The sequence below is a fragment of the Clostridium sp. OF09-36 genome (genome assembly GCF_003481985.1).
Taxonomy (GTDB): Bacteria; Bacillota; Clostridia; order Lachnospirales; family Lachnospiraceae; genus Brotaphodocola.
In genome coordinates, this window is sequence record NZ_QUMD01000031.1 from 1 (window position 1) to 24514 (window position 24514).

Annotated in this window: 24 protein-coding genes, 1 pseudogene and 2 riboswitches; of the genes and pseudogenes, 3 read left to right on the forward strand and 22 right to left on the reverse strand. The window is 47.7% G+C overall.

The genetic code is table 11. The features are described from left to right. Positions 1-246: 246 nt before the first annotated feature. A riboswitch (cyclic di-GMP riboswitch) is annotated at positions 247-322 on the reverse strand. Positions 323-356: 34 nt separating this feature from the next. The 3 genes from DXA97_RS21680 to DXA97_RS16715 all read right to left on the reverse strand — a co-directional run bounded on the left by DXA97_RS21680 (position 357) and on the right by DXA97_RS16715 (position 2026). After that, positions 357-545, reverse strand: a complete 189-nt coding sequence (locus tag DXA97_RS21680; protein WP_118696719.1) for a type II toxin-antitoxin system prevent-host-death family antitoxin — start codon at positions 543-545, stop codon at positions 357-359. 141 nt (positions 546-686) lie between these two features. Next, on the reverse strand, positions 687-1436 hold the full coding sequence (locus DXA97_RS16710) for a nucleotidyl transferase AbiEii/AbiGii toxin family protein (RefSeq protein ID WP_243107313.1): 750 nt from the start codon (positions 1434-1436) through the stop codon (positions 687-689). Beyond that, positions 1433-2026 (reverse strand): AbiEi antitoxin N-terminal domain-containing protein, encoded by a 594-nt coding sequence (locus DXA97_RS16715; protein WP_118542780.1) that lies wholly within the window; start codon positions 2024-2026, stop codon positions 1433-1435. The genes DXA97_RS16710 and DXA97_RS16715 overlap by 4 nt, the downstream gene beginning before the upstream one ends. Before the next feature lie 387 nt (positions 2027-2413). Between DXA97_RS16715 and DXA97_RS16720 the strand changes: the two genes are divergently transcribed. Continuing rightward, complete coding sequence (locus tag DXA97_RS16720) at positions 2414-4129, forward strand: IS1634 family transposase (protein ID WP_118301906.1); 1716 nt, start codon at positions 2414-2416, stop codon at positions 4127-4129. A 186-nt stretch (positions 4130-4315) separates the two neighbouring features. Here DXA97_RS16720 and DXA97_RS16725 read toward each other — a convergent pair whose 3' ends face one another. The 3 genes from DXA97_RS16725 to DXA97_RS16735 all read right to left on the reverse strand — a co-directional run bounded on the left by DXA97_RS16725 (position 4316) and on the right by DXA97_RS16735 (position 5791). Beyond that, positions 4316-4549 (reverse strand): cupin domain-containing protein, encoded by a 234-nt coding sequence (locus DXA97_RS16725; protein ID WP_118721174.1) that lies wholly within the window; start codon positions 4547-4549, stop codon positions 4316-4318. Beyond that, on the reverse strand, positions 4546-4806 hold the full coding sequence (locus tag DXA97_RS22455; protein WP_207666850.1) for a hypothetical protein: 261 nt from the start codon (positions 4804-4806) through the stop codon (positions 4546-4548). The genes DXA97_RS16725 and DXA97_RS22455 overlap by 4 nt, the downstream gene beginning before the upstream one ends. Positions 4807-5128: 322 nt before the next feature. Further along, positions 5129-5791: an EFR1 family ferrodoxin gene (locus DXA97_RS16735; RefSeq protein WP_118721175.1), complete on the reverse strand. Its 663-nt coding sequence runs from the start codon at positions 5789-5791 to the stop codon at positions 5129-5131. A 231-nt stretch (positions 5792-6022) separates the two neighbouring features. Here DXA97_RS16735 and DXA97_RS16740 point away from each other — a divergent pair, with 231 nt between their 5' ends. Then, positions 6023-6301, forward strand: coding sequence for a hypothetical protein (locus DXA97_RS16740; protein WP_147355591.1), 279 nt, complete (start codon positions 6023-6025; stop codon positions 6299-6301). 83 nt (positions 6302-6384) lie between these two features. Here the strand turns inward: DXA97_RS16740 and DXA97_RS16745 are convergent, their stop codons facing one another. From DXA97_RS16745 to DXA97_RS16820, 16 genes and pseudogenes are all read right to left on the reverse strand, one after another. Then, positions 6385-6807, reverse strand: a complete 423-nt coding sequence (locus DXA97_RS16745) for a thymidylate synthase (protein WP_243107720.1) — start codon at positions 6805-6807, stop codon at positions 6385-6387. Positions 6808-6860: 53 nt separating this feature from the next. Beyond that, a complete protein-coding gene (locus DXA97_RS16750; RefSeq protein ID WP_118541104.1) occupies positions 6861-7016 on the reverse strand; it encodes a binding-protein-dependent transport permease in 156 nt (51 codons plus the stop codon). 45 nt (positions 7017-7061) lie between these two features. Beyond that, entirely contained in the window at positions 7062-7241 is a 180-nt protein-coding gene (locus DXA97_RS16755) for a hypothetical protein (protein ID WP_118541106.1), read from the reverse strand. A 359-nt stretch (positions 7242-7600) separates the two neighbouring features. Further along, complete coding sequence (locus tag DXA97_RS16760) at positions 7601-7720, reverse strand: type II toxin-antitoxin system RelB/DinJ family antitoxin (protein WP_182436939.1); 120 nt, start codon at positions 7718-7720, stop codon at positions 7601-7603. Positions 7721-7908: 188 nt separating this feature from the next. Beyond that, on the reverse strand, positions 7909-9201 hold the full coding sequence (locus DXA97_RS16765; RefSeq protein WP_118721178.1) for an adenylosuccinate synthase: 1293 nt from the start codon (positions 9199-9201) through the stop codon (positions 7909-7911). Positions 9202-9549: 348 nt separating this feature from the next. After that, entirely contained in the window at positions 9550-10980 is a 1431-nt protein-coding gene (gene purB, locus DXA97_RS16770) for an adenylosuccinate lyase (RefSeq protein WP_118721179.1), read from the reverse strand. A gap of 102 nt (positions 10981-11082) precedes the next feature. Then, positions 11083-12522, reverse strand: a complete 1440-nt coding sequence (purF, locus tag DXA97_RS16775; protein WP_118721180.1) for an amidophosphoribosyltransferase — start codon at positions 12520-12522, stop codon at positions 11083-11085. Positions 12523-12692: 170 nt separating this feature from the next. Next, positions 12693-13043, reverse strand: coding sequence for a hypothetical protein (locus DXA97_RS16780; RefSeq protein WP_118721181.1), 351 nt, complete (start codon positions 13041-13043; stop codon positions 12693-12695). 87 nt (positions 13044-13130) lie between these two features. Then, on the reverse strand, positions 13131-13484 hold the full coding sequence (locus tag DXA97_RS16785) for a hypothetical protein (protein ID WP_147355592.1): 354 nt from the start codon (positions 13482-13484) through the stop codon (positions 13131-13133). A gap of 190 nt (positions 13485-13674) precedes the next feature. Next, positions 13675-14430, reverse strand: a complete 756-nt coding sequence (dapB, locus tag DXA97_RS16790; protein WP_118721183.1) for a 4-hydroxy-tetrahydrodipicolinate reductase — start codon at positions 14428-14430, stop codon at positions 13675-13677. Positions 14431-14560: 130 nt separating this feature from the next. After that, the gene (gene dapA, locus DXA97_RS16795) at positions 14561-15445 is read right to left on the reverse strand and encodes a 4-hydroxy-tetrahydrodipicolinate synthase (RefSeq protein ID WP_118721184.1); all 885 of its coding nucleotides are present in this window, start codon (positions 15443-15445) and stop codon (positions 14561-14563) included. Positions 15446-15710: 265 nt separating this feature from the next. Next, positions 15711-15886, reverse strand: a riboswitch (Lysine riboswitch). A gap of 46 nt (positions 15887-15932) precedes the next feature. Further along, positions 15933-16430: a cob(I)yrinic acid a,c-diamide adenosyltransferase gene (locus DXA97_RS16800; RefSeq protein ID WP_118721185.1), complete on the reverse strand. Its 498-nt coding sequence runs from the start codon at positions 16428-16430 to the stop codon at positions 15933-15935. A gap of 161 nt (positions 16431-16591) precedes the next feature. Further along, the gene (locus tag DXA97_RS16805) at positions 16592-17233 is read right to left on the reverse strand and encodes a single-stranded DNA-binding protein (protein ID WP_118721186.1); all 642 of its coding nucleotides are present in this window, start codon (positions 17231-17233) and stop codon (positions 16592-16594) included. A 149-nt stretch (positions 17234-17382) separates the two neighbouring features. Continuing rightward, complete coding sequence (locus DXA97_RS16810) at positions 17383-18732, reverse strand: MATE family efflux transporter (protein WP_118721187.1); 1350 nt, start codon at positions 18730-18732, stop codon at positions 17383-17385. A gap of 168 nt (positions 18733-18900) precedes the next feature. Beyond that, positions 18901-20729, reverse strand: a pseudogene (typA, locus tag DXA97_RS16815) (translational GTPase TypA). Between the two features lie 153 nt (positions 20730-20882). Then, positions 20883-21533, reverse strand: coding sequence for a YigZ family protein (locus DXA97_RS16820; RefSeq protein WP_118721188.1), 651 nt, complete (start codon positions 21531-21533; stop codon positions 20883-20885). Positions 21534-21825: 292 nt separating this feature from the next. Here DXA97_RS16820 and DXA97_RS16825 point away from each other — a divergent pair, with 292 nt between their 5' ends. Beyond that, on the forward strand, positions 21826-24513 hold the full coding sequence (locus tag DXA97_RS16825; RefSeq protein WP_118721189.1) for a transglycosylase domain-containing protein: 2688 nt from the start codon (positions 21826-21828) through the stop codon (positions 24511-24513). The last annotated feature ends 1 nt before the right edge of the window (position 24514 follow it).

Here is a 24514-nt window from a genome sequence, read left to right on the forward strand (position 1 = left end):
CATCAAACGATTTTCCCACAGATAAACGGTAAGATGATCATCGTTTTTAGATACTTCTTTCTTTGACTGTCCACATCCAGACAAGACAGCAGTTGCTACAAGTACACCTAACACCACTGCTATCAGACAACGTTTTTCCTTTTTCATACTTTTATTTTCCTTATTCTTTCCTGATAAAATCATTGTTGTTACGTCTATGAAATAACACCGTAAAAAAACACTGTCAGACAGACAGTGCACCGCATTTCATGCAACTGGCTGCCATTTTACAGGCCCTGTAGCTTTGCGTCCCAGACTTTCATCTGGTTTGCCGATTTCCTTATTGTACCAAGTTCAATATCGTTAAAAATTGTACATTAAAACTTTCCAAAGTAAATTCCCGTAAGGAATCTGCCAGAGTAAAATACCGCTATCTCTTTTGAAGTAAACCTTCCGGCTTCTTTTCCATTCTTTGTTACGATACTCTCCTGTACAGACATCACAAAGTTGAGATAATGACCGAAATTATTCTGCATTTCTGTTGCTGTAGCAGTAATCATACGCATTCTTTTTTCCGTTACTGTGAGGCTCTACGCCCTGTAATCTTTCGCTTACAATATAATTGCTTTCATAATTTCCTGAACGGTATTGCAGGTATCTTCAAAAGAAATATCTTTTGCATAGTCATATTCGCGTCTGTATTTTTCTCACAACTTACGAAGGGTATCGCTTTCTCGGATTTCTTTCAAGATTGCCATGTAGTCCGTAAGAATCGCTCCGCTGCCGCGCTTTTTTGTTGTCCGTTCCAGAGCCTGGCGTAGTGTTTCTTTATCACACTCTTCACCGCGCAGCGCATACAGGATATGTATGTCGTAATAATCTCTCGGACGGGTATTTGCAATGTTGCGGGATAACACCGTTTCCAGCTTTTCCGCCAGCACCGTTTCAAGATTGTAGGCAAGAATACTGATCTGGCGATCATCAAACAGCATGGAAAATGTGTATTCCACCTCACGGGGCGTTATCATGTCGCCCGTAGTAACATCCACCGTCAGCGGTACACTGATCGGCGGATAGTTTGCTTTCAGCCCAACCCGGATTCCGGGATAATCATCCGTTTCCCGTATATCAGAAATTCCGACAACCTCAAACTGCACATCATCGGCAATCTGTACAGTACAGATATCCGTAAAATTTTTCCGGATCGCTTCATGGGTCAGAGTGAACCCTTTGATTGTCGTGTCCAGATCCATGGTTGCCCGCGTATCCAGCCCTACAATAGCAGAAATCAGGAAACCGCCTTTGAGAATAAAATTGTTTTTATAGGGCGAAAGTGAAATTCGTTCCAGCAGTCGCTCTAGCATATAGTTCTGCATGACAAGCTGTGCAGAAACATGCTTCTCTGCTGCCTTATTTTTGATAAAGGCTTTTAACTGCATTGGATTTTTTGTAATCATAAGAGAACCTCCATATAACGCAGGACCTTCGGCTTCACGCGAAGCTGATCTGCGTACTTCATCAGTTTGTGAATATTTTTGTCTTTGGAGGCCGCATAGCGTTTCATAGCCTCACTGACGATCTGGATATCGCTGCCGCTGCCGCGCAGGATATCGCATAGCGTCCGCTCCAAATCATAAACGCGGATTGGGTTGCCGGACAAAGATTTAATTTGGATTTGCCCAAACTCATAATTTTCCGGTACAACACGCTTGATGATCAAGTTCTCTTGCTTCAAAGACGGTGCATTGTAGCCTTTCGGAAAGGTCATCGTATATTTCGCCGGGGTACGGTCCGAATAACCCAGCAGGTACAGTGCAGTATCATGGGAATAGATTCCGCGTCCATACTTACGCTGCAAAAGGTAAAAATCGTCCTCCCACACATTGCTCAGCACATACAGGCCGCGACCAAAACGGTACATTTCACCGCTCTTAACATACTCCTGCAGAATGCCGCGGTGAAGTCCGGCTTCCGTCACCTGGGATGTGGAGATTGTACCATCCTTCGATGCTTCCAGAAGTTCTTCTATTTTTTCCCTGGTGGTCATGTTTCTCACCTCACTTTAACATTCACACATTATATTATGCAGAAATAATGTGTGAATGTCAATCAAAAAATGACGAACACACATTAAATTACAACAAAATAATGTGTGCTCGTCAAATGAATTATTTAATGCTTCATTTAGCTCCGATCCACCATATCTTTCACCCGGGCACGGAATATACATTTCTCCGCATCAATGGCTGCCACAAAGCAGGAATACCCGTCTTTAGGATTTAGCACTTTATTTTTTGAGAGTTAATGAAATATATTTTATCCTCAAGTCAGCATATTTGCTGGCTTTTTTCTTTGTTTTAAAAACTTGACAAATTTTCTTTTTTATACTTGCTTTTATGGTGCTATGGTGCTATACTATAAGAGGGTGACTTTTATGGCATATTTTCTTAAAAAAACTAACAACAAAAAAGGTACTTATCTTCAGATTTATTCAAGCTTTTACGATCCTGAACGCAGGCATACTGCCCACAAGGCTTATAAACCTATTGGTTATGTTCATGAGCTTCAGGCAAAGGGCATTGACGATCCTATCTCCTTCTACAAAGAAGAAGTTATCAGACTGAACCAGGAAGCAAATGCTGCAAAAGCCGCAAAAAAAGCGAAGCAGATTTCAGATGATTCGCCGGAAAAACTCATTGGCTATTTCCCGATGAAAAACATTAACGACAAGCTTTCTGTCAAAAAGTATATTGATCTCATGCAGACCGCTACTGACTTCCGCTTTAATGTTTTTGACATGATCTCTGCCCTTGTTTACGCAAGGCTTGTCCAGCCATGTTCAAAATCAAAGACTTATGACGAAGTGATTCCAAAGCTTTTTGAATCCTACGATTTTTCTTTAAACCAGCTCTATGACGGGCTGGAGTATATCGGTTGCGAATACGAAAAGATCATTGAAATCTACAATCATCAGATCCAACAGATGTATCAGTTTGATACCTCTCATACTTACTTTGACTGCACTAACTTTTACTTTGAGATCGACAGGGAAGATGATTTCCGGAAAAAAGGACCTTCCAAGGAAAACAGAAAAGAACCGATTGTTGGTCTGGGACTCCTGCTTGATGCAAATCAGATTCCCATCGGCATGAAGCTGTTTCCGGGCAATCAGAGTGAAAAGCCGGTGATCAGAAATATCATTGATGATTTGAAAAAGAGAAACTCTGTGTCCGGCAGAACCATACAGATCGCCGACAAAGGGTTGAATTGTGCTGAAAATATCTTCCATGCGCTCAAAAATGGGGATGGATATATTTTCTCTAAGTCCGTAAAGATGCTTCCGGAAACGGAAAAGACCTGGGTACTGCTCCCTAATAATTACAGGGATGTAAAAAATGCTGCCGGGGAGACTTTGTATCGCATTAAGGAATGTGTAGATGAATTTGAATATAAATTTACCGAGTCTGAAACAGGCTCTTTAAAAAAGTTCCGGATCACAGAAAAAAGGATTGTTACTTTCAATCCAAAACTTGCCAAAAAACAGATCTACGAAATTAATAAAGAAGTTGAAAAAGCAAGGCTTCTGAAAGCTTCGCAGGCTAAAAAATCCGAGTATGGTGATTCTGCAAAATATGTCATTTTTACTGCTGCAGATAAAAAGGGCAACGACACAGATGGTAAAGTAAAAGTCACCATGAATGAGGAACTCATTCAAAAATCCCTGGAGCTTGCCGGATACAACATGCTGGTCACTTCCGAGATTTCCATGAAAGATAAGGATGTCTACAATGCATACCACAATCTCTGGAGAATAGAAGAATCCTTCCGGATCATGAAGTCACAGCTGGATGCCAGACCGGTATACTTGCAAAAACAGGATACCATTGTTGGACATTTTTTAATCTGCTATCTGGCCGTATTACTGACAAGATTACTGCAGTTCAAGATATTAAAAAATGGTTATAGTTCCGAAGAGCTGTTTGAATTCGTACGTGACTTCAGAGTTGCCAAAATATCAGACAGAAAATATATAAATCTATCGCATGGTACATCATTTATCAGGGAATTGTCAGAGCTGTGCAGCTTACCACTGACATCGTATTTTTTGAACGAAGGAGACATCAAAAAAATGCTAAGCCACAGGTTTTAATCCTTGGCTTAGCACCATGTTTTATACTTCAACTCCGAAAGTCAGGTATCATTGCGATATGGAAATAGCAAGGCTGTCAACCCACTTTGCTACATCTGTATCGGATGCGCCGGAGCTGAAGCGTTCTCCATCCTGCCAGTCTCCACTTCCGTTGAAACCAGTTCTACATCGCGCAGGCTCTCATCATCATGCCCGGCCAAACCACTCCAGTTCTGTCAATTCTGAATTGGTGTTGGCCGCGATGTGCGCAAAGCTTGTATCTGCGCTTCCACCATGCCAGTGCTTCACACCTGGCGGGCAGAATGCCACATCACCCGGATAAAGAACCTGAACCGGCTCTCCCTCGATCTGGTGATAGCCAATTCCGTCTGTCGCGATCAGGATCTGTCCGCCCTCATGCGTATGCCAGTTATTGATCACGCCCGGATCAAAGACAACATAGTGAAGATCCGCTGCTGCATGATCCGATAAGAGGCGATACCGTCACGAGTTCCTACACAAGCATAGGTCGGCGGCTCCGTTCCGCTCACTTCCGATAAGCCGGTATACTGCATGATTACGGCACCCGGTGCCGGATATGCCTTTTCTCCAAATGCTGCGGTTCCGTAGGAACCAAGCCAGGCCGCCATACGCGCTCCGGCTGAGCCGCCCCACAGCGAATCCCCTTCCGTATCCACCTGGAGTTCCCCAGCATGTTCGTGGATAAAGGCAATGGCTCTGCCAGATTCTCACAGGCGCTCTGTGCCCCGGGCCGGTAAATCAGCGCAAATGCGTTGTAGCCCCGTCTGGCAAGTTCCTGCATATGCGGAAAGCTGTCATGCATGGCTGCGAGATAAACAAATCCGCCTCCGGAATTTGTAATCGCAAATTTTTCACCCGGATTGCCACGGAAAAAGAATAAGCCCGTATTGCGCTTTGCCGGGTCTGCCTGTTTTTCAGCATCCATGTAAATATCACAAAAGATCTGTTCGCCCTTTTCCGCGCGGTCTTTCATCTCATTCACAATCGAAACGGAGCGTTCTGGATACAGTACATACAACGATCCGGACTCCAGACACTCTTGTGTTTCTCCATATGGAAACAATGTTCCGGACAGACTCTGGTGCAGATCTCACAGCCAATGCATTTCTCCGTGATCCGGTAAAAATTCTGGAGCAAACCTTCCGGCATTTTATTTTTTCTGGATAAAAACTCCTGATGTGCCGCCCGGTCTGCCGCGGTTACCGGAGAAAGGAACCTGCGCTGATCCCGGATATCCTCCCGAATCTGTTTCAGATGCTCCCCGACATGTTTCTCCATTTCCTTCTGCTTATTCATATCGAAACTTGGAAGGAAATTGTCCAGCTTCCAGAGTACATTGATGTAAGCTGGCTGGATTCCGATGTTCTTTAACATCTGCTGCGCCAGTTCCGATGCACCTCCGTGCCGGTATCCATAAGTCAGGATCATATAAAAATACGGTGTCTCAAAGGTTGCCTGTTCCAGAAACTCTTTGACCAGCCTTGGCACCTTATGACCAAACATCGGACAGACAATGCCAATCTGCTCTGCACGGTATGTCTTTTGTTTATCGTGAACCGCCTGGGCAATACTGACCGGATGTTCACAAAGCTGTTTTGCTACATACAGGCTGTTTCCGGTCGCCGTAAAATAAAATACCACTCCCTATACCCCCCTAACGATTCCCTGCAGACCGACATAACTTCCGATGAACATCTTTTCAAAGGGCTGGAGCAGGATCATTACCAGCTGATCGTAACGCACCAAAAGCCGGAATCTGAGGCTTACATTTACAAAGAATAGGGAACCGAAAGCCTGATGTTTGCGCTTCCAAAAGACCACAAATATGCAAACAAAAAAAGCCTGTCCTTCTCCGACATGAACGGAGAAAACATGCTTTTAATGCCCGATATCAGCTTCTGGTCCTTTGTATTAGAAAAAATGCCGGATTCCCGCTTTCTGACCCAAAATGACCGCTATCGTTTTCAGGAGCTGGTCCAAGCCTCCTCCCTGCCCTGCTTTGTAACCGATGTCTCCGAAAATTACCGGGTTACCGCAGAAAACCGGATCGCGATTCCGATTTCCGATAAAGAGGCAACCGCAACCTATTATCTGGTGTGCAAAAAGGAACGGAGGCAGGAATGGAAAGCATTATTTCGTGTGACAGAGTGAAGATAGCCAGCGCTGCAATCTGTCAGTCTGTAAGTAAGCGTCCATTATCATTCCATTCGCCATACATAATCCCCGCCTTGGTGTTATCCTTTTTGAAAATTCTCCCAAATTTCAGCGTCTATTTGCAATGCGTCTAAAATCATCTTGTCAATAACAAAACAATTTTCAGACATATCCGGAAAAACTGCTCTTCCAGCATCCGTCATACGCCCTAATCGCTCCATTCTCCGGCAATGTTCTTTATTTAATTCAGACCACAAACTGTTTTTTCTTCTGGGTGCTAATCTTTGTGCCGTTATTCCGTTATCCATTTTCTTCGTGGTGCTATCAATCCAGCCAAAACACATGGCTTCTTCAACTGCATCTATATACCAAAAAGTTCCATTATCTACTGGACGTCCACGCTTTACAACCACCCAGCATTCGGTTTCTTTGTTATAATTTTCCGAAAACCATTCTCGTAACTCATCACGATTTTGAGCTGGTAATAAATTCTTAAATTCCATTTTCTTTCTCCTCGCAATCGTTGATTTCACCAGTTCTCCAAGCTGGAAGTCACTTACTTCTTATCATTGAAAAGAATAATAAATGCACCCATCACAGCAACAGCAAGGATAACACCCCACTCTGGTGCATTGACCCAGTTTGCAAAGATGGCACTGCTCATAAACCCAACCATTATGGTTACAATCATTGCTAAAATTGCTTTTCCCATGCAATCACACTCCCTTGTCAACTATCAATTTTCTGATTTATAATACTATGATTTTGCATCTTCTGATGAGCCTTCCTTTAAATTCTCTATAGATTTAAGAATAAATGCGCCCATTGTTGCAATTGCAAAAATCGAACCTAGTTGAGGCCAAAGCATGGTTTCACAAATCACAGAACTGAGCCAGCCTACAAAAATTGTGATTACAAACGCCCTTATACTACTCATTTTTCTCCTGTCTCCTATTATTTCCGGAATCTCTTATTATGACTCATAGTGTGATTCTATTGTTTGTAAATACATTTACGAATCACCTCTTCCATTTCGCTGTACTCACACAGAAAAGATTTTTGGCTGGCTGATAGCATTTCGTATCTGACATTTTATACCTCGTTTAATATTTTCTCCCGTGCTTGTTCAAAACTGATATTTCCATGCTGAATCTCCTGCATTAACTGTATGTCATTCTCGTCTAAATGTAATCCTTCAAGTTTTAATGTTGCAGCTACCTCATTGATTTTTTCCGCATTCGTATAGGAGGATTTTGTCAGCTTAACAGAAAACGGAATTCCTTCTTGAATAATTAACTAGTTCAAAGCCATATTGATATACGTAGACATATTCAATCCAAGTTTATCCAAAATATTTGCTGCGTTTTCTTTGATCCGCTCCGATGTGCGAGCCTGTACAATTCCCATTGGTTCCATAAATGATACCTCCTCATCGATTATATATAATATATGACACCATGCATACATAGTCAATATTTTATAATACGTGAATCACGATTATAAAACAGAGTCTTATTTTTTCGTCTGCTGAAATAAGACAAAAGCCGTGGAAGCTACCGAAAGGCAGCTTTCACGGCTCTATTACGTTCACAATATTACTATTTTTACAGGCGTACGATCATTGCCTCGCGTCCTGCGCCGGTTCCGATGAATTTTACCGGAACTTTGATATAATCCTCGATGAAGTTGATGTATGCCTTTGCATTCTCCGGAAGCTCCTCGAAGGTCTTGCAGCCAGAGATGTCACCGAAGTTACCATCGAACTCTTTGTATACCGGCTTGCTGTTCTCTAAGAACTTTAAGTTGGTGGAGAAATCCTCGGTCTGTACCCCGTTGCAGTCATAAGCAACGCAGACTTTGATCTTGTCGAACTTACCGATGGTGTCTAAGTGGTTTACGGAGATTCCGGTCAGACCATTCAGACGCTTTGCATATTTTAAGGTTACCAGATCCAGCCAGCCACAGCGACGCGGTCTGCCGCTTACGGTACCGTACTCATGACCAAGGTCACGGATCTTATCACCGGTCTCATCGAGCAGCTCGGTTACGAACGGACCCTCGCCGACACGGCTGGAGTAAGCCTTGATGATACCGTATACATTTCCGATATCGGATGCGCTTAAACCGGTTCCGGTGATGATGCCGCCGATGGTCGGGTTGGAGGAGGTTACATACGGATAGGAACCGAAGTCGATGTCAAGTAAGGTTGCCTGAGCGCCCTCTACGATCACCTTTTTGTCCTCTTCCAGTGCTTTGTGCAGATAGGTTACGGTGTCGCATACGAACGGCTTTAACTGCTCTGCGTACTCGGTATAGGTCTTATATACATCCTCGAAATTCAGTTTTTCATCGATGGTGGTGTCTTCCGGATCATAGAACTTTAAGAGTGCTTTTCTGGATTCTACCAGCTCTTCCAGATGGCTCTTGAAGTTGTCTGCGTACAGATCCTCAACTCTTAAGCCTGCGCGCTCGTATTTGTCACAATAGGTCGGTCCGATACCTCTGCAGGTGGTACCGATCTTGGAAGCCTTTCTTGCTTTCTCCAGTGCGCGGTCTAACATCGGATGGTACGGCAGGATCACATGGGTCTTGTCACTGATTTTTAAATGGTTGTCGATATCGTATCCGTGTGCTTTTAAGTTTTCGATCTCACCTAACAGCACCTGTGGGTTCATAACAACGCCGTTGCCGATTACGCCAATGGTATGACCGGACAGGATTCCGGACGGAATCAGACGCATTGCGTATTTCACTCCGTTTGCTTCGATCGTATGGCCTGCGTTATCACCACCGGTTGCGCGGACAGCGATATCTGCATTCGTTGCAAGATAATCGATTACTTTTCCCTTACCTTCATCGCCATAAAAACATCCAATAACTACATCTACCTTTGACATAATTCGTCTCCTTTGTTGTGCTTAACGTGACAGTACGGACTTCGCGCATTTTTGCCCACGCGCTGCACATCGAAAACCAATGTGTCCTGGCACCGCCACTTGCTATTCCTAATATTCTCATGCGGAATCAGCCGACTCCGCAAACATTAACAGTATATAAGATTCTTACTTTAAAATCAATACGCAAACACAAAAAGGCAGACAGATTTTCTAATCTGCCTGCCTCTTGTTATTAATGTAAATTATAGATATTAATTACTGTATTTTATCAGTTTTGCCATTTTCTGACACGTTCCACACATTGGAAACAAGACTCAGAAAATAGCTTCCGTTTCATAAAACATTCTTTTACACATTGATCTCTGCGGTCATACCAAGGTCTTCCTTGTTTGCCTCCAGGATCGGATTGACTACTTCGCCTAAGAATTCGTCTACCTGCTGCGGTGCACGTCCTACATAGCGGGACGGCTCCATGCATGCCTTTAAGTCTTCTAAGGAGAGTCCAAATGCCGGATCTGCCGCAATGAGCTCTAACAGGTTGTTGTCCAGACCTTTTTCCTTGACATTTCTGCCTGCTTCCATGGAAAGCTGGCGGATGCGCTCATGCAGCTCCTGACGGTCGCCGCCTGCCTTTACTGCATCCATCATGATGTTCTCGGTTGCCATGAACGGAAGCTCTGCCATAAAATGCTTCTCAATCACCTTCGGATATACAACCAGGCCGTCTACAACATTTAAGTACAGATCCAGGATACCGTCGATGGCCAGGAAGCCTTCCGGAATGCTTAAACGCTTGTTTGCGGAGTCATCTAAGGTACGCTCGAACCACTGGGTGGAAGCAACCATCATCGGGTTCATGACATCACTCATTACATAGTTGGAAAGAGATGCGATACGCTCGCTGCGCATCGGGTTTCTCTTGTATGCCATTGCGGAGGAACCAATCTGGTTCTTCTCAAACGGCTCTTCCACTTCTTTTAAGTGCTGCAGCAGACGAATGTCATTGCTGAACTTGTGGGCGCTCTGCGCGATTCCTGCAAGAACATTCAGGACACGGGTATCTACCTTACGGGAGTAGGTCTGGCCGGAAACCGGATAGCATGCAGAAAAGCCCATCTTCTCGGCGATCATCTGGTCTGCCTTGCGGCATTTCTCATGGTCTCCCTCAAAGAGTTCCAGGAAACTTGCCTGGGTACCGGTGGTTCCCTTGGAGCCAAGAAGCTTCATGGTAGAAAGGACATGATCCAGATCCTCTAAATCCAGGCAAAGCTCATTAAGCCAAAGCGTTGCTCTCTTACCAACGGTAGTCGGCTGTGCAGGCTGGAAATGGGTAAATGCCAGGGTCGGCTGGTTTTTGTACTTGTCTGCGAATTTTGCCAGCTCTGCCATCACGTTGATGAGTTTTTTACGAACCAGCTTTAAGCCCTCGGTCATGATGATGAGGTCCGTGTTATCACCTACATAGCAGGAGGTTGCACCCAGATGGATGATTCCTTTTGCCTTCGGACACTGCTGGCCGTAAGCGTATACATGGGACATGACATCGTGGCGCACCAGACGCTCACGCTCTTTTGCGACTTCATAGTTGATATCCTCGGCATGTGCCTTTAACTCGTCGATCTGCTCCTGGGTGATCGGCAGGCCTAATTCTTTCTCAGTCTCAGCCAGTGCGATCCATAATTTTCTCCAGGTTTTGAATTTCTTGTCCGGGGAGAAGATGTACTGCATCTCCTTGCTTGCGTAACGCTCGGACAACGGGCTTTGGTATCTGTCGTTCATAAGAACCCTCCAATATTTTGATTGATTATTTGGTATCTTCGCCGCGGATGCATTTTTCGACACTTGTTTCGTATATTCGCCGCAAATGCTTTCCTTTGGCGCTTACTTCGTATATTCGCCGCGGATATCCTCCTTCGGCGGTTCCAGCGGATAGTTTCCGCTAAAGCATGCCGTGCAGATCGGCAGGCCTTCTGCCAGCTCCGGCAGACGCTCCATCTTTAAGTAAGACAGCGAATCTGCCCCGATGATCTGGCGGATTTCTTCTACCGTGCGTCCGCTTGCAATGAGCTGGTCTTCGGATGGGATATCCGTTCCGAAATAGCACGGATGTAAAAATGGCGGTGCGCTGACCTTCACATGCACTTCCTTCGCACCTGCATCGCGCAGCATCTTCACAATGAGGTGGCTGGTCGTACCGCGGACGATGGAATCGTCGATCATGATGACGCGTTTTCCTGCGACTGCCTCTTTCAACACATTCAATTTTACTTTTACCGCAGAAACACGGCTGCTCTGTTTCGGCTTGATGAAGGTACGTCCCACATAAGAGTTCTTCACAAACGCCGTTCCGTATGGGATTCCAGACTGCATCGAATAGCCAAGTGCTGCAGCATTACCGGATTCCGGAACACCGACCACGAGATCGGCATCGACCGGGGAATCGATCGCCAGACAGCGGCCTGCGTGAATGCGGGAATGATAAACGCTCACACCGTCAAACACACTATCCGGTCTTGCAAAGTAAATATATTCAAAGACACATCTTGCCTGTTTCTTCGAATCCGGCAGGCACATGCTCTTATCGGAGTTGATTCCGTCCTTGGTGATCGTTACGATCTCACCCGGCTCCACATCGCGGACAAATTCCGCGTCAATCGTTGCCAGGGCGCAGCTCTCGGATGCCAGGATATAGGCATTTTCCTTTTTGCCGATACAAAGAGGCTTAAAGCCAAATGGATCTCTCGCACCGATCATCTTGCGCGGGCTCATGATGACCAGAGAATACGCACCCTTGATCTTCTTCATGGCATTTGCCACCGCCGCTTCAACGGTTGCCGTGCGCACACGCTCACGTGCGATATGGTACGCAATGACCTCTGAGTCAATGGTGGTCTGGAAGATTGCACCGCTGTATTCCAGCTCTCTGCGCAGCTCCGGCGCATTGACCAGGTTTCCGTTGTGGGCCAGAGCCAGGGTACCCTTCACATAATTGAGTACCAGAGGCTGCGCGTTCTCTCTTGTGCTGCTTCCCGCAGTCGAGTAACGCACATGTCCCACACCAATGTTTCCATGTAAACCCTCTAAGATGTCCGGTGTGAACACCTCGTTGCAAAGCCCCATCCCCTTATACGCATTTACCTTCCCCTTCGGTCCTTCTGTGTCGCTGACCGCAATACCGCAGCTTTCCTGCCCCCGGTGCTGCAATGCGAACAGTCCGTAATAAATCTCGGATGCCACATCATTGCCGTCAAAATCGTACATTCCGAATACACCGCACTCCTCGTGCAGCTCATCTGGATTCAGCAAGCGTTTCTCTTCCATCGGCTTTCTTCCTCTCTTGATGTATTTATAAGTAATATAAATAAAAGAAGTTAATTTCAGAAGAAATTATAATACACAGGTATCTGAATTGCAATATATTTTTTCATGTTCCTGTTACAATCCATTCCTGTTACTGTTCACGCACTGCACAAACAGCAGCTGCCGCTTTTTTATTGTCGGATAAAATCCTTCCTGTGGTAAAACTGGACTTCTAAATTTTTTGTATCCAGCCGGATTCCGTAAATATCCTGTTCCGGCTCACCACTCACAGCATTGCCCTGAGCAATTGCCTCTTTGGAAATAAGCTCCACTTCACAGATTTCTTTCCTGTGTACCAGAGAAAGCTCCGGGCGCTTTTCCTGCCAGAATAATGCCGTTCCTGCTGCAATTTCCAGACAGATCGCAGCCACCAGAATTCTGCGGATACACCTTGTGTGTCTGGAACGCTGATAATTCCATGCCAGCCGCCGGATGCACTGTTTTCTCCAGCTGCGGCATGACCGATTCCATGTTCTGATCAAAAGTCCTCCTATGTACATGAAAAACGAATAACATCGCTTTTGAAAAGCGATGTTATTCTAAAAAACAAGAAAAACCAAATAACTTTCTTACTGCACAACGCGCTCCACATCATCCACGAGTCCGTCCACCACGCCAGTGCTCTCCTGGCCTCCGGTGCCGTTTCCGTTGATTCCGCCATTTCCGGTAGTACCTCCGGTTCCACTCGTGCCATTTCCGGCTCCGCCGTTTTCACCGGCCATTCCGCTTTCCATGTTATTTGTGTCGTTTTTCCCGGCAGCGGTGCCCCGGCCGTTTCCGTTCTGGCCATTCGGTGCTCCCTGGCTTGCAGTCGTTGCCTCATCTGCCATGTTGTTTCCATTCTGGTTGCTGCATCCCGCTAAAAGACAAACAGTCATGGCGAAGATCAGCACACATGCAGTCATTCTGATTTTTTTCATCATCGTATTCTCCTTTCTTTCCTAATGAATTCCCGAAGTGAAAAAGAGTGCGCATCCAGGCGGAGCGTTTTTGTTTCATAGACTGTACTTTTCCACAAAACAACCTATTTCAGGAATACATCCTGCTGTTAGTATGAGAAAGAAGAAACGATTTTATCAAAATCAGAACTTCCATTTTTATCTTTTTATAAAATTAACCGATCACATCCTGCATGTCGTACAGTCCCGGCTCTTTGCCTGCCAGAAACAGTGCTGCCTGCAGTGCACCTTTTCCGAAAATTGCCTTGGAATAAGCGGTGTGGCTGAAGGTAATGACCTCATCCGTTCCGGCAAAGATCACATCGTGGTCACCTACAATCGTACCGCCGCGCACGGAAGAGATACCGATCTCTTTCTCGTCACGTCTTACGCGCTCCTGGCTGCGGTCATATTTGTAATGGTACTGGTTGGCCATCGCCTCGTTGATGGAATCTGCCAGAGCCAGTGCAGTGCCGCTCGGCGCATCCAGTTTTTTGTTGTGGTGCTTCTCGACAATCTCAATGTCAAAGCCTGCATTCGCCAGCACCTTTGCCGCATCCTGGACCAGCTTCATGAGGGTATTGATGCCAAGGGACATATTCGCAGAGCGCAGGATCGCAGTCTGTTTGCTGCTCTCTTTTACTTTTTCGATCTGCTCTGCAGAAAGTCCGGTCGTGCAGAGTACCAGAGGCATCTTGTGTGCCACGCAGTAATCCAGCAGATGGTCCACTGCCTTTGCAGAAGCAAAATCGACGATCACATCTGCCTCAACGTTACATTCCTCTAAAGATGCAAACACCGGATAATCACTTAAAACTACCGGATTGACATCGATTCCGGCTACGATCTCAATGCCATCCATCTCCTTTGCCAGACCGGTAATGGTGCGTCCCATCGCACCATTGCAGCCGTGCATGATCATTTTTACCATTTTATAAGTCCTCCTGTGCAGGTCCTGTTCTTTCGTTTGTGGTTCTATTTGCACGTTTCCAGGCAGCTGCATTCCATGACACAGGCAGCTGTCTTTTTGATTCTTTGCAAATGCTGCGTACATTCCCGTTTTACAGGATTCCATACTCCTGCATTGCCTTTTTCAAACGTTCCTGGTTCTGCGGCTCCATCTCGGTAAGCGGCAGTCTTAACGGACCAGCCTCTTTGCCCATCAGATTTAAGGCAGCCTTAACCGGGATCGGGTTTACTTCACAGAACAGTGCGTTGATCACCGGAATGGCGTCTAACTGCATCTGGCAGCTCTTCTGGATATCGCCCTTGAAGAAGTTCTCGCAGATCTCGTGGGTCTGTCTCGGAGCAACGTTGGACAGAACGGAGATAACGCCCTTGCCACCCATAGCCAGAAGCGGAACAATCTGGTCGTCGTTGCCAGAATACAGATCTACGCAACCGTTTGCCAGGTGCATGATCTCTGCGATCGCGGAGAAGTTGCCGCTTGCTTCCTTCACGCCAACAATGTTTTTCACATCGCGGCAAAGCTTTACGATGGTCTCCGGTTTCATGGTAAGACCGGTACGGGTCGGCACATGATATAAAAGACACGGAATGTTTACAGACTCTGCGATCGCGGTGTAGTGTGCGATCAGACCATTCTGGGTTGCCTTATTGTAATAAGGAGTTACTAACAACAGTCCGTCTGCTCCAGCCTTCTCAGCCTCCTTGGAAAGGTGAATTGCCTCTCTGGTACAGTTGGAACCGGTTCCTGCGATAACCGGGATACGCTTGTTTACCACCTTGCAGGTGAAACGGATCACATCCAGATGCTCCTCGTGATTCATGGTTGCAGACTCACCGGTGGTGCCGCATGCGATGATCGCATCGGTACCGCCTGCGATCTGCTCCTCCAAAAGCTCAGCAAGCTTATCATAATTTACCTCTCCAGATTCTGTAAACGGGGTTACCAATGCAACACCAGCGCCCTCAAAAATAGCCATGTTCTTTTCCTCCTCATATGTTTATGTATTGCAGGCGTCAATCAACGGATACGCCACCGCACTGTTCCGACATGCAATGTAAAAAAGAATGTGCCTTGGCACATTCTCGCGCCGAGGCGCGGTTGCTTTGGCAACCATCTACCTTTGCGCCGAGCGCGCATCCCTGCGGAGCACTTTTTTGTTTCATAGGACGCACTTTCCTATGAAATAAAAAAGGGACTGACAAATTCCGGTCAGCCCTCTTAAAGTCGCTTTTGTGCTTTTTGCTTTAAGTAGCTCTCCATCCGGTTGGATGACAGTTACAGGATTCTTCACCCTGTCCCCAGATAAATGACTTCCAGACCGTCCTCTATCTTCGGCGCCCGCCCTTTCAAAGAATCCTCTTCTGCTTCTGGTGCATCCGATTCTTTACTCATGCTTCGCGCAACCTCTACTTGCCTGTTTATGTATAATACTAGCATTAACCATTTTAATTGTCAACTTAAACCTATCTGGAACAGGTGGAACAATCTACATATTCCACTTTATCTGCGATCCGGTGGATGCCTTCCGGCAGTACCTTTCCGGTCACAATGACCTGGACCTGGTCACGGCAGTTTAAAATGCCCTCCAGTTCCTCTTCCGTTACGATATTCTGGTCAACCAGCCCAAGGGCTTCATCGAGAACCAGAAGATCACACTCCTCTGTGGTCAGTACCTTCTTTGCATAATTTAATCCATTGCGGATATTGACTTGCTCATCTTTCTTTTCAGAATCACTTAACTCTGCAAAGTAGCGGTCTGATTTTTCGAAGCGGAATATCTTCAGTTCCGGCTCCATTCGCTTTAATACGTCCAGATTTCCTGTTTTCTCACTGCCTTTTAAAAACTGGATCACGATCACGGTTTTCTGCTCTGTGAGCGCCTGGAGCGCTCTGCCAAGGGCCATCGCTGTCTTTCCTGAGCTGTCTTTGCCGCAGATGACCTCTAGTCTTCCTGTACTCATCGCTTTTGCACCTCTGTTTTTCTTAGCATCGTTTATACAAGCGTGCTAATCGTAACACATTCCCATGTGATTTGCAAGTTAATCTGTTAAGACTGCGGCTATTCTTATTGCGGTTCACATACATAAATCCGCCAGCACAGCCGCGCTGATGCTTCGCATCCTCACACTTCCTCTTCCGGATCCCCGCATTCCAGCTTGCTGATGGAAACCTCGTAAGCCACCCGCTTCTCGCACTCAGTCTCGCTGAGTTTTTTGGTGTACTCCCGGCTCTGCACACGGCCCCATACGCGCACTCTGGTTCCCACCTCGAAGCCAGAAGCAAACCGCGCATTTCTGCCCCAGGCAATGCACGGGATATAGTCTGACTTGCCGTAAGGGCGGTTGACTGCCAAAAGCAGATCTGCAATCTCCCTTCCAAGCGGCGTTTTCCGGTAAACCGGTGCCTTACAGATGTAACCATCCAGAAAGATCTGGTTCGTCTTGGTATAATCCGTAAATTTCTCCATAAAATGGATTTCCCGTACAAACACCGACAGTACCAGACGGTTTTTTATTCCTTCATGGCGGTTATAGGAACGGAACTGGCCAATGGCCTCCACCGTGCAGCCAATATAATCTTCCTTGACATCCAAAAGGCGCTCTGAGATCATGAGCGGGATGATATCGGCCTGCTCGCTTAAACGGCTCACTGCCACGTTCACAAGATAAAAGCCCTCTCCAAATACTTCGTGGCTGAAGGTAAACCCGGAAATGATTTCTCCGATCACACTCACCTTATTGTTTTCGATCACTTTTTCTGACATAGTATTTTCTCTCCTCTTCCCATTTCTTTTAGCTCTCAGCTATTATCATATTTACGGAAAAATGAGAAAAAATATTCAGGTTTTCGCTCGACAAATGGCGGCAAAATGTTACATTTCCCAGACAAAAAATCCAAAAACAGTCAAATTCATCACGTTTCATTTTTATGAAAAGCAGTGAACGCAAAACGTCCCACAAGAAAAGCAGAAACAACAGCCGAGATCCACTCGCTGATCCAGAATCCGTGCCAAACTCCCACCGGGCCCATGATTCGGTTTAAGATCCAGGCAGCCGGCAGGATCACCACCAGGTAGCGGCACAGGGAAATAATCAGGGAGGACATGCCCATTCCAAGGCCCTCAAACGCACCGCTGGCTGTCACGGACACCGAGGAGACCAGAAATCCCAGACAGATCAAGCGTAATGCCTGTGCTCCCGCTGCCACGGTTTCCGGGTTTGCGGTAAACAGCTGCATAAGCTGCTTTGCAAAAAGCAGGCAGCCAAAGGTTCCTATCGTCATAATGACCACGCACATCATCAGGGTCAGTTCAAACAGCCTGCGCACCCGCTTCATTTCTTTTGCCCCATAGTTGTATCCGATCAGCGGACGCAGTCCCTGTACAATGCCGCTGGCCGGAAGATACAGGAAGGTCTGAAGCTTATAATAGATTCCAAGCACCAGCACATAACTGCCGGAAGCTGCAGCAAGAATGCCGTTTAATGCGGTGATCAGAAAGGAAGGCAGCGCTATGTTTAAGATAGCCGGAATGCCGATCTCATACAGCTTCTTTAAGATTTCTCCATTTGGCTGCAGGTCCTGTCTGGTAAATTTGACCGGGAACGGTTTTCCCACATACATCAGCAGATATACTGCCAGGGAAACCACCTGGCCGATCCCCGTTGCGATCGCCGCCCCGGTAATCCCCATTGCCGGAAAAATGCCGATTCCAAAGATCATCAGAGGGTCCAGGATAATGTTAGCGATACAGCCGCAAAGCAGGCTTGTCATGGCAACTTTCATGCGCCCTACCGCCTGAAAAAGCTTCTCAAAAAATAATCCCACCATGATCACCGGTGCAAACGAAAAAGCAATGGAAGCATAGCGGATTGCCAGCGCCTTTACGTCTTCATCACCCGTAAACATATTTAAAAAATGCGGCATGACCAGAAGGGAAAGCACCGCCAGAACGACACCGTGGACCAGGCAGCAGAAAAGCCCCTGCCCCGCTGCATTTCCGGCTTTTTTCTTATTTCCGGCACCCAGATACAGCGATACCAGTGCATTGATGCCCACACCAAAGCCAATGGCAGCAGCACTGATAAAGTTCTGCACCGGATAGACCAGGGAAAGGGCCGTCATGGCGTTTTCACTGATCTTTGCCACAAAAAAACTGTCGATAATGTTGTAAAGGGAATTGACCAGCATAGACACTACCATCGGCAAGGCCATCGACAACAGCAGTGGGAATACCGATTTTTCTTTCATATATGTATCTGTCATAGTAAACTCCTTTCGAAATTATAAGAGTACGCGCCACTGGCGCCTCCTCGATATACAATGCAAAAAACGCCACACAGCATCCTCCCGTACGGGAAGGGGCTGTGTGGCGAAAAATAGCTTGGCTTTACTAGAAAAGTCCACACCAGGTTTTAGGGAATCTGGCAATATTTATTTTTTAAAGGATGCTCTCTTACGCATGGTCGGATCCAGGATCTTCTTGCGGATACGCAGGTTCTCCGGGGTTACCTCAAGAAGCTCGTCGGTATCGATGAACTCCAGGCACTGCTCCAGGCTCATGATCTTCTTCGGAACCAGCTTCAATGCCTCATCAGCACTGGAGGAACGGGTGTTGGTCAGCTTCTTGGTCTTGCAGACATTGACCTCGATATCCTCGGTCTTCGGGTTCTGGCCGATGACCATACCGGAGTAAACCTTCTCGCCCGGTCCCACAAAGAGGATACCGCGCTCCTGGGCGTTGAACAGGCCGTAGGTGATGGTCTCACCGCTCTCGTAAGCGATCAGGGAACCGGTCTTACGGTAGCTTAACTCACCCTTGAACGGGCCGTAACCATCGAAAATGGTGTTGATGATACCGTTACCCTTGGTATCGGTCATGAACTCACCACGATAGCCGATCAGACCTCTTGCCGGGATGGAGAACTCCAGACGGGTATATCCGCCGTTTGCCGGGCTCATGCCCTGCAGCTCACCCTTTCTGGAGGTCAGCTTCTGGATTACCGCACCGGTAAACTCCTCCGGAACGTCGATGTAAGCTAACTCCATCGGCTCTAACTTCTGGTTGCGCTCGTTGTATTTGTAAAGAACCTCAGCCTTGCTGACTGCGAACTCAAAGCCCTCACGGCGCATATTCTCGATCAGGACAGACAGATGCAGCTCACCACGTCCGGAAACCTTAAAGCAATCCGGGGACTCGGTCTCTTCTACACGCAGGCTGACATCGGTGTTCAGTTCGCGGAACAGACGCTCTCTTAAATGACGGGAGGTAACGAACTTACCCTCCTGGCCTGCAAGCGGGCTGTCATTTACCATGAAGTTCATGGCGATCGTCGGCTCAGAAATCTTCTGGAACGGAATGGATTCCGGATTCTCCGGGGAACAGATAGTATCACCAATGTGAAGGTCTGCGATACCGGATACTGCAACAATATCACCGATGGTTGCCTCCTGAACCTCTACACGCTTTAAGCCGTCGAACTGGTACAGCTTACCAATCTTCACGCGGCGCATCTTGTCCGGATCGTGATGGTTTACGATCACGCAGTCCTGGTTTACTTGATGCTTCCGTTGTCGATTTTGCCGACACCGATACGGCCAACAAACTCGTTGTAGTCAATGGTGCTGATGAGCATCTGGGTATCTGCATCCGGGTCTCCTTCCGGAGCCGGGATATAGTTTACGATGGTTTCAAACAGCGGGCTCATATCTACTTCCGGATCGTCCAGCTCTTTCTTTGCAAAACCTGCACGGGCAGATGCAAATACGAACGGGCAGTCTAACTGCTCGTCGGATGCGTCCAGATCCATAAACAGCTCTAATACCTCATCGATCACCTCGGTCGGTCTTGCTTCCGGACGGTCGATCTTGTTGATGCAGACGATAACAGACAGGTCCAGATCCAGTGCCTTCTGCAGCACGAATTTGGTCTGCGGCATCGGTCCCTCATATGCGTCTACAACCAGGATAACACCGTTTACCATCTTCAGTACACGCTCAACCTCGCCGCCGAAGTCTGCATGTCCTGGGGTGTCGATGATGTTGATCTTCTTATCTTTATAAAATACTGCTGTGTTCTTGGAAAGAATGGTGATTCCACGCTCACGCTCAATATCGTTGGAGTCCATGACACGCTCTGCCACTTCCTGGTTTGCACGGAAAACGCCGCTCTGCTTTAACAGTTCATCTACCAGAGTGGTTTTACCATGGTCAACGTGGGCAATGATCGCGATGTTACGGATGTCTTCTCTCTTCATTTTCATAGTCGTAATAATCCTCTTTCTCTTTAAAAAAACTAAGGACTTGTTGCCAGGTCCTTAGTTTCACGTCATTCATCACAAGTTATTAATATAGCATTCTGGTGAACGGAATGCAAGCGTTTTTTCCTCAATTGCAGGGCTTTTTCTGTTTAAATTTTAAAACAGGACCAGTTCCCCGTCTGCAAAGCCATAATAGCATTCCTTTTCCCGGGTAATCACAGCTTTGCCGCCAGTCTTTTCGGTGATCTGGGCAACCAGGGAACCCTCTTTTTCGAGCGGCACCATGCAGACAACATCTACTGCATCGGTGTACTGGGTATCCAGAACCGGGATCTCCATCTGCGCATTGATGTACTGGATCTTGCCAATGCCATTGTAATCGGTATGGATCTTCAATTCCACACCCGGACATTTCTCCACGATCACGCTGTTTTTGAGTCCCTCCTGCACTGCGCCGGAATATGCACGCACCAGTCCGCCGGTTCCAAGCAGGGTTCCGCCAAAATAACGGGTCACCACGACACAGATGTTTTTCACTTCTGCACCCAAAAGCACATCCAGCATTGGGCGTCCTGCCGTCTGGGCCGGCTCCCCATCGTCACTGCAGCGCTGCACCTGGCCGCGCTCCCCGATCACATAAGCCGAGCAGTTATGCCGGGCATCCCAGTATTTCTTTTTCATCTCATCGATAAAAGCGACGGCATCTTCTTCGCTCTCTACCGGTCTTGTGGTAGCAATGAAGCGGGATTTTTTCTCGGTTAATTCCCCTTCTCCGCCCTCATAAAGAATTTTATATCGTTCCATCATGGGTATACTACTTCCTATCATCCTGTTTCTTTTACGATTCGCTTCTCTCGTTCCCTATCATACCAGTAAAGAAGACTTCTGGCAAGAAGCAACATGACTGCCCATGTGTTTCGCAGACACCAACGGATTTTGCCGAAGCTTCGCACGGTTGAATTATCAGAATCATTTTGGTATAATGATAGACGGATTTTTATGTTGTTCACGCATGATACAAACAACATTTTATCCCCCATCAGCAGCTGTCAGACCTCTTTACAGCTGCCAGTACACATCCTGAAAAGGAGGATTCCGAATGAATTATGGAAAAAACGCTACAGAAAAGCGTTTGCAGGCTGCCGAGTCGCGGGGCCGGAAATACCGCTCCCGTATTTTTCTCACCTTTGCAAAAACCTGCTGCGTACTCTGTCTGTTCTGCGTTCTGGTCATATCCAGTATTGGCATCGGCATTGTCATGGGTATCATCGACAATTCCCCGGAGCTGAATGTGGATAGTATCGTACCCATCGGCTATGCCACTACCGTTTATGACAGTGCCGGAAACTTAACCGACACGCTGGTAACTGCAGGCTCCAACCGGGAAGAAGCCACCTACGACGAGCTTCCCCAGGACCTGATCAATGCCTTCGTTGCCATTGAGGATTCCCGTTTCTGGACCCACAACGGCATCGACCTGCGTTCCATCTCCCGTGCCGCAGTCGGCGTGCTGACCGGCGAGAACCGCGGAGGCGGAAGTACCATTACCCAGCAGCTCATCAAAAACAATATGTTCAACGGCGGCATGGAAACCAGCTTCGGTGCCAAGCTCGAGCGAAAGCTCCAGGAGCAGTACCTGGCACTCCAGCTGACAAAATCCATGGACCGCAAGCTGATCTTAACCAACTATTTAAACACCATCAACCTGGGCAATAACGCCCTTGGTGTCAAGGTTGCAGCCCGGCGCTATTTTAATAAGGATGTTTCCGACTTAACACTCTCGGAATGCACCGTCATTGCCGGCATCACCCAGAATCCGTCCCGCCTAAACCCGATCAGCGGGCAGGAGGCCAACGCCGAAAAACGGAAGGTGATCCTGCAGTATATGTTTGAACAGGGCTATATCACCAAGGCCCAGCAGGAGGAAGCCCTGGCAGACGATGTCTATGCCCGCATCCAGATGGTCGACACCGTTTCCAAAGAAAGCTCCACTCCATACAGCTACTTTACCGATGAGCTGACCCAGCAGGTAAAGGATACACTAATGGAAAAGCTCGGCTACACCGAGACCCAGGCACACAACCTGCTCTACAGCGGCGGTCTTCAGATCTACACCACCCAGGACCCTGCGATCCAGGCCATTGTAGACGAAGAGGTCAATGACCCTGCAAACTACTCTGCTGCCCGCTACAGCGTGGAATACCGTCTCTCTGTAACCCATGCCGACGGCACCACGGAGCACTTTTCAGAGAAGAATTTAAAATCCTGGCACGCTTCCACTCTAAACCCGGGATGGGACGGTCTCTACAACAGCGAGGCGGAAGCAGACGCAGATATGGAGGCCTATAAAGCAGCCATCCTGCAGGAAGGGGATACCGTAATCGGCGAACGCTCCAGCAAGGTACTGGAACCTCAGGTTTCCTTCGTCATCATGGACCAGAAAACCGGACAAGTGAAAGCGATCAGCGGCGGACGCGGCACCAAGACAGCCAGCCTGACCTTAAACCGCGCTACCGACACGACCAGACAGCCTGGTTCTACCTTTAAGGTCATTACTGCATTCGCCCCGGCCCTGGACACCTGTGGGGCTACACTTGGAAGCGTTTACTACGATGCTCCATTCACTGTGGGGACAAAAACCTTTAAAAACTGGTACAAGCAGGGTTATCTTGGCTACTCCAGCATCCGCGACGGTATCATCTATTCCATGAACATTGTTGCCGTGCGCACCATGATGGAAACCGTAAGCCCACAGCTCGGTGTGGAATACGCCAAGAACTTCGGCATCACCACCCTGACGGACACCGACATGAACGCAGCAACAGCCCTTGGCGGTATCACCAACGGTGTCACCAACCTAGAGCTGACCTCCGCCTTTGCCTCCATCGCAAACGGGGGACTTTATACCAAGCCGGTCTTCTTCACGAAGATCCTGGACCACGATGGAAAGCTTCTGATCGATAATGAGCCGGAAACCCACCGCGTTTTAAAGGATTCCACTGCATTCTTACTGACGGATGCCATGGAGGATTCCATGCAGCCTAACCACATTTTCGCAAGCTCCGGTGTCAGCGTCAGCTCCACCAGTACCCGCGCCGCACTGCCAAACATGTCTGCTGCCGGTAAGAGTGGTACGACCAGCAACAACAACGATATCTGGTTTATCGGCTATACACCTTATTACACTGCCGGTGTGTGGGGCGGCTGCGATGAGAACCAGAAGCTGACCGCACAGAACGGCGGAACCTCCTTCCACAAGGATATCTGGCGCAAGATCATGACCCGTGTCCACGAGGGATTGAGTGACCCGGGCTTCACCGTTCCGGACAGCATCGAAACCGCAGAGATCTGCCGCAAATCCGGCAAGCTGGCCATTCCGGGTGTCTGCTCCCACGACCCGCGTGGTGACGCTGTCTACACGGAATACTTTGCCAAGGGAACCGTACCGACAGAGATGTGCAACACCCATGTGCTCACAACCGTCTGCAGCGTAACCGGACTCCTTCCGGGCCCGAACTGCCCGAAGACCTCCCATGTGCGTATTGCCCTGCCAGCTGACGAGGAAGGCGAGACCGACGATTCCAAATACGCAATGCCAACCAAACGCTGCTCCGGCCACACAAGCGTTACCATCGATCCGTCCTATCTGGGACCGGACGATGCAGGCACCACCTCCGGAAGCTCTGGAAGCTCCGGCGGCTCCGGAACTGCCGTTCCAGGTCTTGGGCCTGGCGGTGCAAGCACCCGCCCTTCTTCCGCGGTATCGAATGGGCCTGGACGGGACTAGG